Consider the following 13,085-nt stretch of genomic DNA (forward strand, 5'->3'; position numbering starts at 1 on the left):
CTTTTCAGCGCACGGACCGGCAAAAACGGCGGTGATACCTGTCTCAAAAATATTTTCACGGGAGCATGGGACCCATGACCAGCGGAAAAAAATTACCTCTCATCCCGGCCATCACTCTTTCATTGGCCTTAGCCGTTTCCCTGCTTCTGTCCTCCTGCAATTACCGGCTTTGGCAGTATCCCTTCGGCTCCCCGCCCCCCTTCGATACGTCCCTTTTGGCCGAAGGCATATCGTCATCGGAGATAAACCTGTCCTGGACCATGCCCGTGGAGGAACCCGATACAAGGGTCTTCCAGGTATATCGCGACAATGTCCTCATTGCCTCCACGGCATCACATTTTTATACCGACACGGGACTAGCGACGGAAAGTGCGCATGAATACTACGTCATAGCCTCGGACGGAACAGCGGAACTCCTGCGCACCGTCACCGTAACGGCCGCCGCCTATCCGGCAGGGAACACCTTCTATATCGATCCTGCTTCGGGAAGCATGAGCAACAGCGGTTCATCGGGCAGCCCATGGCATACACTCCAGGAGGTGATCGAGGCCGGTTTCATCGAAATGAAGGCCTATGCAACCCCCTATGAAGAGGGGGCTGATATGATCACCGTCAATGGCGGCGCTCATATCCAGGGAGGCGACACCCTCATTCTCCGCAGCGGCTATCACGGCGAAATATATCTTCGCAGCGCCTGCAACGAACGCTTCATCACCATAAAGGCCCAGGCGGGTCACACACCGACGGTTTCCCGGGTCACCTTTCTCGCCGCCTCACGGTGGCGCCTCAACGGCGTCACCATCACACAGGAGGCCGCACCGGTCTATGAACGATCAACCCTGGTTAGTGTCGCCTCGGGTAACTGGCACGGGCCCACGGACCATATCATCGTGGAAAATTGCGATATATATTCCATAAACGACGCGTCCTCCTGGTCGGCCGAACAGTGGGACACCCTGTCGTGCAACGGTATCGGCTGCACCGGCGAGGAATCGCGGTTCCTGAACAACACGCTGAGAAACTGCAACTTCGCCATTTCCATTGATGGAAAACGGAACCTCGTCAGGGGCAACCGGGTGATAAATTTCGCCGGCGACGGCATGCGCGGCAACGGCCACGATCTGGTCTTTGAATACAACACGGTAAAAAACTGCTACGCGGTAAACCTGAACCACGACGACGGTTTCCAGTCATTTTCGGTGAACGGCGCCCCTCCCTGGGAGCGCGTGGTCCTGCGGGGAAATATCATCATCAATCGTGACGATCCGGCACAGCCCCTGCAGGGGAGCCTGCAGGGAATTGGCTGCTTCGATGGATTCTACATAGACTGGATAATCGAGAACAATGTGGTGGTGGTAGACCACTGGCACGGCATATCGCTCTACGGCGCCCTCAACTGCCGCGTGATGAACAACACCGTGATCAATCCCTATTCCGACCGCGATACCTGGATACTGATCAACCCGCACAAGGACGGCAGACCGAGCGCCGACTGCCTGGTGCGCAATAATATCACCGAGAATATCATCATTACCACGGGAGCCTCGGAGGATCACAACTATATCCTGGAACGAAACTTCAATCTTTTTGAGAATGCCGGGGGCTTCATTTTCAGCCTTGCGGCAGATGCCGCATCACTTATCGATACAGGCTCGCCCGATATGGCCCCGCTATATGACATCGAAGAATCAGCCAGACCTTCTGGCAACGGTGTAGACATCGGGGCCTATGAGCGGTAAAGAAAACCCGGCGCTTTTAAAACAAAGTAACGGCGCACGTATCAGTATTCTTTTGGCGTCTGCGAAAGCAGTATCTTTGTAAGAAAAGAATGGGGAACTATCTTTCCCAGCTTGGCAGCCCACTTGGTTCCCGGGGGGAAAATATTTTCACGCATTTCCTTCCTCAGGCCCTTCAGCACATATTCTGCCGCTTTTTCTTCACTGATTTCATTAGGAGCTGGTATGCCATCATTGCGCACTGCCTCGGTATCGACAAATCCGGGATGGATGGTCTGTACAATAATGTGCCGGTACCCGAAATGCTTCAGTTCCATTCTCGCGGTTTCAAGAAATATCCGTGCCGCCGCCTTTGCCGCGGTGTAGTCTCCCTGCATGGGAATACCGAACCATGTGGCCTGGGAATTCATGTGGGCAATCATGCATCGGGTTTTTTGCTTTTTCATCTGTTCCATGAGAGGGCCGTAAAAATTCAGCATAGTATAGTAATTGGCTTCTAAACAAAATTTTATTGTTTTCACAGGGGTGGTAAGCGTGTTTGACGGGGGACCGATACCGATGTTGAGTATGGCGATATCAATGATACCGTATAGTTTGACAATTTCCGAAATCACCTTTTCAGCATGTTCCGGCGATGTTGCGTCTCCGGCAAAATAAAGGCATTGACTTCCCGCAGCTTCTATCAACGCCGCGGTCTCCCGGAGAAGGTTTTCACGTCGGGCGGTGATAATTATGCGATTGTTAAATTTTGCCAGGGCGAGTGCCGTTCCGCGTCCGATTCCCGATGAAGCACCGGTAATCAGTATCACCTTATTACTATATTCCATAATTACCCTCACTATGCATTTCCCTTTATCATACAAAATAGCCTGGACCTGGCAACAAAAAAATGGGGGCGAGGTGCCCCCATTTTCTGATATATGACGATGTCTCTGTTATTGTCGCAATAAAAGAATGCTCATCGTCTCATGGAACGGTAATCACATTAACCTGATTACCAAAATTGGAGTAAGGCTCATAGAGCATTCCCACTTCCGTGACGATGAGTTCATCTTCAGCTATCCAGCCGCCATTGCCAAAATGGGCCGAAGATGGGCTCTGCAGTTTTCCGCCGCCCGCTTTTGCTACAGTGCCGTTTTCCTCATCGATGATAAGGACCGATCCCGCGAAAAAACTCGCCACGGCCAGGGTTGGCCTGCCATTGTAGATGACTGCGTCCAGGTCATCGAAAAGTCCCATAGCTGAATATACTGTTTCCACAGTACCGGCCGAACCGTCACTGTTGATGGCCACTTTTTTCACCTGGGCCGGCTTGCTTGAATTAATATTGAAATCGGTGAAGTACAGCACATCATCGCGGATGCACATGCCGTTGGGGGAATTCACCCCATCCCCGGCCGACGCCCAGGTCTCCTGGGTTGTCACGGGAATGGCATCGCTGGAAACCGTCACCTTCACAATTTTCCCCTGCGGCAGAAAGGTCTCGTCGGCCACATAGAGGTTCCCCTGAGAGTCGGCCGCCATGCCATTGGGAAGCATCATTCCATCAAAATGATGAATTTCCTCAAAGACCAGTTTGTCGGGTCCTCCGGCCCTGAGGTCCGCCCGGAGAAGTACCTTGTCCATCATGGCGTCTGTCAGAAAAACCAGTTTATCCAGGATGTTCTTCGCCTGGAGAAGTTCAGCCAGGTCCAGTGGAGGCATCGTCTCATAATTTTTTCCGCAGATGACATAGAGCCATGGCCCTACCTGGGCAAGCCCGGCATACATCGAAGAGTATTCCGACGGCATGAGCATGACTGCCCCATCCTTTGTGATTTCCGCCACATTGGCACCGGTCATGAAAATCCTTCCCGTATCGGTAAATAAAATGTTTTCGGCATTACCCATTTTGATGGGAAATTCAGGCCCCATATCAGTGCCGCTGTCCGTAGTATCACTGACCTGGCCTGTTCTGTCCGATGCCGACAGCGCGTCACCCGACGAGGTGCTCATGTCACAGGCGCTGAAAAGAACAAGCACTGATATAAGTATCAAAAAATATCTTATCCTAATCATTGTATATAATCCTCCCGAACTATTAACACGCTCTTCTTCTCAGTTTTCTGGTCAGCATTATGAGTCCCAGGGGAAACAGCATGAACACGGCAAAGCTTACCATCTCCGCCGGCATGTTCCGGCCCGACCTGCCGTAAACAGCGGCATCAGCCGATGTGCCGCAGCCGATGGAACCGCCGGACATGAGATACTTGTCCATATCCTTTGTCTCTCCGACCCATTCCCATGTATCGTTCTCGTCATTTTTATTTGCCGTTGAAAAATCGATCCGGGCCTCATGTTTGTCATCTATGACGATGGTATTCGTCGATGGCTGCATGAAGGGCAGAAGGTGGGGAAAATCCGATGCTGAAATGCTGACACGCACGCGATGTCCCTTTTTGAAAACGTTACAGGTGGGCCACAACTCGATGCAGTACTGATACAGATCTCCTTCATTGATGAGTAACGGATTCTTATCAGGCCTGTCATAGAATGGATCAAAGGGAACATAATCGGGATCCAGTGCGTGTTGCGCCGTTTCTTCCCCATTTTCATCGACATATGTTCCAACGAGTCCCGTGGGATCATACTGACGGTGTGATGCCGCGAGCCAGCCGGAACTCACATTACGGGCATGGCCGTCGGGGAATACATCGGTTAGTTCCGATACCCACTGCACATCCCTGCTCTTCATGACATCTATGAGAAGATTGCTTTCAACACCGAACTTCTTTTTGAGTACTGCCGCCGTAAATTCCACACCGGCCTGCTCAAGCTCAGTGCCGAATTCAGTCTTAGCCCAGAATTTCAGCGTCACGGGACCCACTATCTCCATGTCCCCGGAGAGAGGCTCCGTGGTAAAGGTGAGGCACTTCTTCTCATCGGTGCGCTCGTCGTCGTACCACTGCTTTTCGTCAATGTTGTTATTCAGGTAGAACTTGTACATGTCCGAAACCATGGCATTGGCACCGGCACCCCAGCGCACGGCAGACCGGGAGTTGGCTCCATTCAGGTTCATGTTAGGATCAAATACTATGGGTTTATGCACAAGAACGGGATTGTCTCCCGCGACATTCTTAGCCGTACTCAGACTGAAATTGTTGTCGGCGAACTCGCCGTCTTCATCTTCGGTGTACCAGTCGCCGGAAATGGCCGACGGGGCAAATTTTGTGAGATATAAAGCCTTTGTTGACACGCGGCTTGCCGGCAGGGGCCAGGATTTCTCGGCGCGCCATTTGTTCTCTCCCATTACATAGAGTATGACAGGAAACTCTTCCATGAACGGGTCATCTTTACCCTTGATCTTCCAGTCAAACCAGCGTCCCGGAAGGGCGCCGCTGAAAGTGGAATTGATGCCCATGGCTGCTGATCCGGACATGTGATAGTATTCACCGATAAGCATTTTCTTGTCGGAAGTGGCATGTTTTGAAAATCCATACTGGTAATTATTCAGCGTGCCCCGCGTGAAAATATCAAACCATCCGCCCACGGTGAAAACCGGCAGCTTGCTTGAGATGGTATAATTGTCCCCCTCGGGAAAACCCCATCCGCCCACGGGTTTCTGCGGCCAGTAGATCATGGGTGATTTGGCGTCATAGAAATAGCCGTCCTTCATATGGTCTATGTCCATGATCATTCCCACTGTTTCGGGAACATAGTTCCAGTGCTCCAACCACACGTCAGCGGCCTCATCTATGATTGCCGGTGTGAGTTCTCCGTTTACACCCAGAAGAATTGTGGGCGGAAGGATAGCGAGCATATCCACCATGCCGAGCCACATGGGAATGAAGGCCAGATCCAGGTTCCCGCCGTGGGCCACGATGTCGCGATACGCGTCGGACATGGGCACAATGGGAAAAATGGCCTTCAGGTGTTTCGGCTCTCCCGTTTTAGGATCCAGGTCCACAAGGCCGGCCGTGAGAACCTGTATGATGGCCAGGTAGGACATGCCGAACATGCCCACAGTTCCGTCAGACCATGTTCTGGCCGGTATATATCTGTCCACGACATACCTGATGTCATACTGCTCCACCAGGTCAAAAGAAGCCCATTCACCCGATGAAGTCCCGGTTCCCCGGATATCCACGGCCATGACATTATATCCCCGTGACACCAGACCGATACCGGTTAACACACAGAGTTCCCGGCGATAAGGTGCAGCGATAAGGATAGTGGGAAGTTTTTTGTCACCGGCAGGGCGTATAATGGTGGCCCAGAGATCACAGTCCCCGCTGCTCTTGGGATTCTCGCTCATGGGCACCGTGACCCGTACATTCAGTGCGATACGCGCATCTTCGGCACCCGCTTCCGTCAGTGCTTCACTTATCTGCCGCGCCGCTGTACTATCAAGCTGCCCTGAACAGCCCTCGCAGGAATCATCACTTATCAAATTGTATTCATTATTAATATCACTACTGCTCAATTCAACCCCGTCGCCAGAACAGCCGAGACTGACAAGAGCCATAAACAGCATCAACAAAACTGTCACTTTCAAACCTTTGACCATATTCCCTCCTCACAACCCATAATGAAATTGTAGTATTATAAAACTGCACTGGCAAAAAAAATCAAACATTTTTTAACCGTCTGGACGGTTTTATGTATACGTAAAAAAATATTCCCTTTTAAGGAATATGTCATATATATGACATTATTAGTCCCCATGTCGTTCGACCTTGCAAACCCGAACTAAAAAAATTGTCATTTTTTTAATTTTATACCTGTTTTAGTTCATTACATGAAGGGAAAGGACGGCAGTGAAGAGTGTTTTATGATTTTCCATCGACAAGTTTGTCTTTCCGGAATTCTGTGGGGGTCATTCCAGTCACCTGTTTGAACACTGTATTAAAGGTAGTTTTTGAATTGAAACCTGAATTGAAGGCGATATTGAGTATATTAACATCGCGGTATTGTGGATCGACAAGCATCTTCCGGGCCTCATCGACCCTGTAGGTATTAATGAACATGTAAAAATTCTGATTCAGTCCCGTATTTATGATAATGGAAAGATGATGATGGGGAATTTTCACCAGGTCGGCCAGTTCCCGCAGGGTCAGTGAGTCCCTGAGATAGGGTTTATGTACTTTCATGTATTGCATCAGTTCTTCCATATACTGTAACCGGATATCATCATCAAGTCTTAATTTTTCATATTTGGGGGCTCTGTCCCCCGCTTCCGGCAGATCGCTGTTTTCACTTCGGGAGAATATTTCGGGATACCGGATGGTTAAAAAGGTGGATATATATATGGTTGCCAGATAGACGATTAATATAACCAGGACATGACCGCTATTTACATAATTGACCCGGAGATCTTTAATCCGGAGCAGCAGGATAATCAATAAAACCACGAATACTGAGGCACCAGCAAGGAAAAAGGACAGCCAGATTAGCCTGATTTTCTCCACATCGGAGAAATAATATTTCAACCGCTGCTTATACTGTCGCACAATATAGATTGAACGATAAATGTACACCAGTATTAAGACAAGAAACAGTTTAACCACGTTGGAATATGAGAAGAGCGTTGTATTGTCCTGAAAAGGACTCAAATCCATGGTGCCATCCCATTCAATGATCCGATGGCGGATAATCATGTATAAAATAAAAACCGTGAAGGGCAAAAAATGAGGCACATAGCGGGATATCTGCTTTCCCATACTGCCGGTGATGGACAGCGTATACAGATACATGAGCGGCCCATAGAGAAGATAAAAAGAGATATTCACATATACCAGATAATAAAAAACCGTATGATTACCCATAATCTTGAAATAATTCATGGACATGCCCAGAGAAATGGCAAAGAAAAGCATGGCCAGTATTTTATTTGAAAGAATGTTCTTCTTTCTGAACAGGAGGACCATACCCAGAAATATTCCCTGGGATATGGCAACAATAATCATAATGGTAATAATTTCCGACACGACAGTTCATCCGATTGCGACATCTGTCCCGCGCGGGGCAGGCATATATGCACACTGTATGAGCGGACATACTGAGTCCCGATTCCGTATCATGGGATAATCAGGGAGGCTCAGAGCAGGAAAGGATACACCAAAAAACAATTTTTGTCAAGACATATCCTTATTAAAGACGCGGCGGATGCATATCCCCACGGTCGATAGTTTTAAAAAAGCGGCTCCAGGAATAGGTCCCCGTGAGTTCGATGGCTCCTTTGTGGCATATGGCCCGGCAGTCGCCGCAGGCGATGCACTGGCCCAGGCCAGGATCCTTGCCCAGCACGCCGTCACGGGGTCGCATATGAGCTTTTTTATCTGCAATATAGATGGAATCGGCCGGGCAGGCCTCGGCGCAGATGCCGCAGCCCGTGCATTTATTTTCATCGATAGTGATTGTTCCCCACGATATCTGTTTCAGGTTTTTATAATCGGGCATGAATATTTTTTCGAAGAATCCCATTTTTGCCATAACTGTCTCCTTAATATACAACCTGTTTTTTTCCATCCTCATACCAGTCCACGGCATGGGTCTCACGGGGCACCATCCCGTCAGGGTTACCCCGGGGCCATCCAACGGCGATACTGGTGACAAATTTATAGGGATATGATATTCCCAGTCTTCTCTTCCACGTGGGGCTGTACTTGAATGCCGGTTTTGAAAAGCTTATCCAGCAGGTTCCCAGCCCCATGCTGTGGGCCGCGAGGACGATATTCTGGCCGGCAATGCCGCAGTCCAGGTCAGGATTACCCACGCCGCGTACATCCTTGAATACGAGGATCACCGTGGGGGCGCCGTGGAAAAGTCCCAGCCTTTCACGGGCGATAAGATCAACGGCACCGAAAGGCACGGGATGCAGCTCGAAACGGTTGAAACGAATGATCAGCTTGGTCAGGGGGCGCAGCCAGTAGAATCCCGGTCTGCGGTAATCGATCATGGCCCTGAATATTCTAAGATACCATGACACCGTTTCCGTCATCTCCCGGATCACTTCCTGGTCCCGGATCACTATGAACTTCCATGGCTGGGCATTGCCCGCCGAAGGAGCGAATCGTGCCGCCTCGAGAAGGCGTTTGATCATGAATTCCGGAACCTGTTCTTTTTTATAGAGGCGAACGCTGCGCCGGTTCAGGATCACTTCCTCGGTTTCCGTATAATTTTTTTTAAGTTTTTCCACGTTTCCTTCCCGAATATTTTTCATATAGAAACACCTCGCTCATTTTTTCAGGGGCTTCAGCAATCCTTTCTTTTTAAAATTGCTGTCCCGGACAAACCGATCTTCGGGCTGCACCTTTCCCAGCAAAAACTTGGACAGGAGCCGCGACATGCCCATGATGCTGAGACTGGGCGGGGCTCCGGGAGAAACGGGAAAAACACTGGCGTCGCATACATACAGGTTTTCGAATTCACTCCTGAAATCCCTCTGTACATACTTGCCGATTTCAATGGTCCCGCCGGGATGCCCGCCGGCCCAGCGGAGTTCCGAGATACTGTTCTCCTTCGCCCTGGCGCGGATCAGGATTTCCCTGGCCACATCAACGCCCTTCTGCATGCGTTTTTCATCGCTTGGTGTCATGGGTTTACTGGTCCTCTCATTGGGGTATATCTCTCCCTTGTCGTCCTCAGCCAGTTTTACGAAGAGGCCCATGCCCCGCTTAACCCAGGGCAGCTTGTACCAGTTTTCCCGCATGACCTTGGGGCGGATCATGTTCATGACGCACCAGGTTCCCCAAGCACCATTGTTTCCTATCATAAAACCGTCGCTGTCGGCAAAAGTTTCAATGGCGTGTGAAAAAGTTTGTTCTCCCCATTGCCCGCCTTTGGGGTCTTTGCTCAGGGCGAAGAGTATGGTCATGGGGTCCATGAAAAAACGCTTACCTGCATAGTTAACGCCCGATCGCAGCAGTATCCCCGGACTTCCGATACCGCCGGCAGCGAGAATAATGGTATCGCCGAATATCTTTTCACCGGTTTTCATTTCCACGCCCAGGACCTTTTTCCCGGTATCATCGAAAACAAGCCGGTGAACCGGGGAAGAGACCCGCAGTTCAGCGCCATATTCCTCAACGGCCTTATCCACATAGCGCCTCGTGGTCCACTTTGCGTCCCGGGGACAGCCCAGCATGCACCAGTCGCATCCCAGTTTGCACTTCTCGGGGTCGACAAATTTTTCCTGTTCCTCGAAGTGGGCACCCATATCTTCAGCGGCCTTCATCATTCTTTGAAAACCCGTATTTCCATTACGGTTGTAAAATTCCGGGGGAAGCGTTTTAACACCGATTTCCTTTTTGATTTCATCGGTCTCGGTCCTGAAATCGATACCCATCTTTTTTATAAATTTTTCCGTGGGATCGAAAACGTTACCCTGGTATATCATGGACGAACCGCCCACAGTGAGTCCCCGTTCCATTACGACACCTTCTTTGGACCGGTTGAACATAAAAAACCTTTCCGATAGACGCATACCCAGGGGGAAGCCGATAAAATGTTTATGGTACGCCCCCCGTTCCAGCATGAGCACTTTCTTGCCGGCCCTGGCAAGCTCCAGTGCCACGGGCGCTCCGCCGGGCCCCGTTCCTATTACGATGTATTCATACTGTTTCTGATTCATTTAATGCCTCTCGGATTTTAATAGTTTCATTCATCGAATCTGATACATGCTACAGATATACCTTGTAATTGTCCCCTGAAGTCCGGACAAGATCATCACTCGTGGCTTTTTTATTACGCACCTGTTCAAAGAAGGCCTGGACCCGGGTCCGTATCTGTCCCTGCCCGCCGCCGTAGAGCTCCCGCTCCAGGGCAAGGATGGGGAAATTTTTCTTCACCGCGTCCTTCCGATAAATAAAAAGTTCCCCTCCCCACAGATCGCAAAATTTCAGTTTCTCGGCGATGATAGCGTCAATGGCATACTCTTTTTTAATATCCTCAATATAAGCAAGACGCTTACGAAAATCATTCATCATGCGGGGACACGAGAGATGCGATAGATAGCGCACCGCCAGGGCCCGAACAGGTTCCCCTGATTCATCGACGGCAAGATTGAAATGCCTGCTGCCAAGGCAAATATTATCGGCAACAATAACGGCGCCGCAGTCCTCGATTAGTTCCATGTGCCCGATCTCTTCAATGCATCCCGATGAAAAAAATATGCGGAGATCATCGGGCCGGGAGACAACACGTTCCTGACAACCCTGAATGAAGGACTCCAGCATCGCGATAGCGTCCTCCACAGGCATGGCCGTTATGCAGAGCATCAGTGCCAGAATTTCGCTTCCCTTTACGGGAACATTCTTCGCTTTTCGCAGTTCATAAATATCGGCAAGAAGTTTCCGTTTTCTGTTATACAGCCGTATGGATTCGGCGATATTCCCATCCTCGATAGTTACACTGAAATGTTTCTCAACAGCGCCTTTAAACTTATGTATTTCAGCAGTAAACTGATCCATGGCCAGGTCATTCACCAGGTGCGGTGCGACAAACATATATCTGAAATCAGGCGCCACATCGGCATGCCTCCAGTTGTCGTAGAGCCTGCGCGTATGATCACAGCCGTTCATAAATACAATGCCGTCGAGAAAATGGAAATCCCCCTCCATGACTTTATTGAAGCAGTTGCGCACAAAAGTGCAATTCAGGGCTGAAAAATAGATATCCCCCTTGGCCGTACCCGATCCGGCAACGGCCCTCATGCGGTACGGGATGAATCCGGCAGCATGTATAATTTCTTCAGGAACGTAGGAGCAGAAATACCCGATTATCTTTTTTCCTTCCCTTTTTGCGGAATCAAGGAATTCGTTGTAATCCTTTGCGGCCAGTTCCTTCACTTTTTCAAAGATGTCCATCATATCCACCCGTGACTCCTGAAGAATTCCGTAACCGAGTTGCGCACTCCCGCTTCGTCAAGATGCCGTTGATCCATTATATCGATGCTCAGGTACAGCGTGGGAAGTTTTCTTTCACGGCATATGTCCTGAATGATCTTCACCGCGGCCCATCCGTGCTTGCATCCCTGGTGACCCGTGAATATCATACAGTCCACATTATAGGCCTCTATGGCCGCCTCCATTTCATCGGTAATGAACTCAACGGGACCATGGCACTGCCGGCCCATGGCCAGGTGCATCTGTGTCTTGGCAAAATCCCGTATCATGCTTTCCTTTGATGAAGTATCAATATCGACAGTTGACACATTGCCGATGAAATCGGCAACCACAACGGCGCCGTATTCTTCTTCCATCCATTTGAAGAGATAGGTAAAAAAGGCAATGGGAGGAAACCAGAGCAATATCCGTATTTTCTCCTTCTTTACAACGCCCTTCCCTTTTATATAATTACTGTGAATGGCCTTGTGCATGGCCTCGGCCATTTTCAGTGCGTAGGGGGAACGGACATTAATTTCACGCACGACCCAGGCAAAGAGGAGGTTGATATGCGTACCCGGACAGGGAATGGCGCGGTTCATCTCGCATATCTCCGAGAGATAATAATTGAACTTATTCAGCCGGTTCAGCATGTCCGTGAGTTTTTCCCAGTCTATCTTCCGGTCCAGGTGCTTTTCCAGGAACTCTATCTGCTTCCATACCTGCTTCTCAAAGTATTCATAGGAATATTCATCACGCCAGTATGGCACATCAAAAATAAAGGAAGGAACCTCGAGCAGATATTCGAAAGACTGGGTGATAGAAACATTGGTGTCGCAGGGATGGGAACCGGCAATGGTCATGGCCGGTTTCGGGATCTGGCCCAGGACATAAGCCCCCATATCGAGTTTCATGGCCGAGCAGTATTCCACGGGTACACCGTAGCTCTCGGCCTCTTCAATAAGGGACCAGGGGCCGGCGGCCCCGTACACATTGCCAAAAACATTGAGCAGCGCCGAGTTAAAGGAGGTCACATCAAAGGCCTCAAGCATCTCGGGATTCAATATCCACTCAACCCATATCACGGGCTTGCCCTTTTTCACGCTCCTTATGACGTCGTTTATATTTTCAATAACGGCCTTTGCTCCATACCCATAGGCCTTGAAAACATCGGGCGAGAGAAGACCGGCGCCCACGGTAAGCAGTCCGTACCGCAGTTTCCGGTTAAGGAAGTTTTCCCTCAAGGGCACATAGAGAGGGCGCAGGACGAAAAGCAGGACTGTTGCCAGACGCGGCACCTTGGAGAAAAAATAAACGAGATACAGAAGCATCCTGGTCAGTTTCAGCATTTTAAGAGGCTTCAGTTTTTTCACCCTGTTTTCAGCAGCCATATCCCTCTCCCGGAAATTGATAAAAGGCGACAATACTTATGATACACATTATACACATTACATTAAAGCTGTCGTGTACTTTATGAAGTAATAAT

10 protein-coding genes are annotated in these 13,085 nt (G+C 49.7%); 1 reads left to right on the forward strand and 9 read right to left on the reverse strand.

Features of this window, described 5'->3' with window-relative positions; genetic code table 11:
* Positions 1-65 precede the first annotated feature (65 nt).
* On the forward strand, positions 66-1,739 hold the full coding sequence (locus CVV44_04995; protein ID PKL39581.1) for a hypothetical protein: 1,674 nt from the start codon (positions 66-68) through the stop codon (positions 1,737-1,739).
* Between the two features lie 41 nt (positions 1,740-1,780).
* Here the strand turns inward: CVV44_04995 and CVV44_05000 are convergent, their stop codons facing one another.
* The 9 genes from CVV44_05000 to CVV44_05040 all read right to left on the reverse strand — a co-directional run bounded on the left by CVV44_05000 (position 1,781) and on the right by CVV44_05040 (position 12,990).
* Positions 1,781-2,563 carry an oxidoreductase gene (locus CVV44_05000; protein PKL39582.1) on the reverse strand — a complete coding sequence of 261 codons (783 nt, stop codon included), beginning with the start codon at positions 2,561-2,563 and terminating at the stop codon, positions 1,781-1,783.
* Between the two features lie 139 nt (positions 2,564-2,702).
* Positions 2,703-3,794 (reverse strand): hypothetical protein, encoded by a 1,092-nt coding sequence (locus tag CVV44_05005; protein PKL39583.1) that lies wholly within the window; start codon positions 3,792-3,794, stop codon positions 2,703-2,705.
* A gap of 22 nt (positions 3,795-3,816) precedes the next feature.
* Entirely contained in the window at positions 3,817-6,282 is a 2,466-nt protein-coding gene (locus CVV44_05010) for a hypothetical protein (protein PKL39584.1), read from the reverse strand.
* A gap of 262 nt (positions 6,283-6,544) precedes the next feature.
* Entirely contained in the window at positions 6,545-7,702 is a 1,158-nt protein-coding gene (locus tag CVV44_05015; GenBank protein PKL39585.1) for a hypothetical protein, read from the reverse strand.
* 163 nt (positions 7,703-7,865) lie between these two features.
* Complete coding sequence (locus tag CVV44_05020; GenBank protein PKL39586.1) at positions 7,866-8,264, reverse strand: hypothetical protein; 399 nt, start codon at positions 8,262-8,264, stop codon at positions 7,866-7,868.
* A complete protein-coding gene (locus CVV44_05025) occupies positions 8,218-8,937 on the reverse strand; it encodes a nitroreductase (GenBank protein ID PKL39587.1) in 720 nt (239 codons plus the stop codon). The genes CVV44_05020 and CVV44_05025 overlap by 47 nt, the downstream gene beginning before the upstream one ends.
* Positions 8,938-8,952: 15 nt before the next feature.
* Entirely contained in the window at positions 8,953-10,347 is a 1,395-nt protein-coding gene (locus CVV44_05030) for a hypothetical protein (protein ID PKL39588.1), read from the reverse strand.
* A gap of 49 nt (positions 10,348-10,396) precedes the next feature.
* Positions 10,397-11,581 (reverse strand): 2-hydroxyacyl-CoA dehydratase, encoded by a 1,185-nt coding sequence (locus CVV44_05035; protein ID PKL40120.1) that lies wholly within the window; start codon positions 11,579-11,581, stop codon positions 10,397-10,399.
* Positions 11,581-12,990, reverse strand: a complete 1,410-nt coding sequence (locus CVV44_05040) for a hypothetical protein (protein ID PKL39589.1) — start codon at positions 12,988-12,990, stop codon at positions 11,581-11,583. The genes CVV44_05035 and CVV44_05040 overlap by 1 nt, the downstream gene beginning before the upstream one ends.
* Positions 12,991-13,085 lie beyond the last annotated feature (95 nt).

It is taken from the genome of Spirochaetae bacterium HGW-Spirochaetae-1 (assembly GCA_002839375.1).
GTDB lineage: Bacteria > Spirochaetota > UBA4802 > UBA4802 > UBA5550 > PGXY01.

Coding starts and splice junctions, on each gene's coding strand:
- CVV44_04995 (PKL39581.1), top strand. CDS start 66: ATGGGACCCATGACCAGCGGAAAAAAATTACCTCTCATCCCGGCCATC.
- CVV44_05000 (PKL39582.1), bottom strand. CDS start 2,563: ATGGAATATAGTAATAAGGTGATACTGATTACCGGTGCTTCATCGGGA.
- CVV44_05005 (PKL39583.1), bottom strand. CDS start 3,794: ATGATTAGGATAAGATATTTTTTGATACTTATATCAGTGCTTGTTCTT.
- CVV44_05010 (PKL39584.1), bottom strand. CDS start 6,282: ATGGTCAAAGGTTTGAAAGTGACAGTTTTGTTGATGCTGTTTATGGCT.
- CVV44_05020 (PKL39586.1), bottom strand. CDS start 8,264: ATGCCGTGGACTGGTATGAGGATGGAAAAAAACAGGTTGTATATTAAG.
- CVV44_05025 (PKL39587.1), bottom strand. CDS start 8,937: ATGAAAAATATTCGGGAAGGAAACGTGGAAAAACTTAAAAAAAATTAT.
- CVV44_05030 (PKL39588.1), bottom strand. CDS start 10,347: ATGAATCAGAAACAGTATGAATACATCGTAATAGGAACGGGGCCCGGC.
- CVV44_05035 (PKL40120.1), bottom strand. CDS start 11,581: ATGGACATCTTTGAAAAAGTGAAGGAACTGGCCGCAAAGGATTACAAC.
- CVV44_05040 (PKL39589.1), bottom strand. CDS start 12,990: ATGGCTGCTGAAAACAGGGTGAAAAAACTGAAGCCTCTTAAAATGCTG.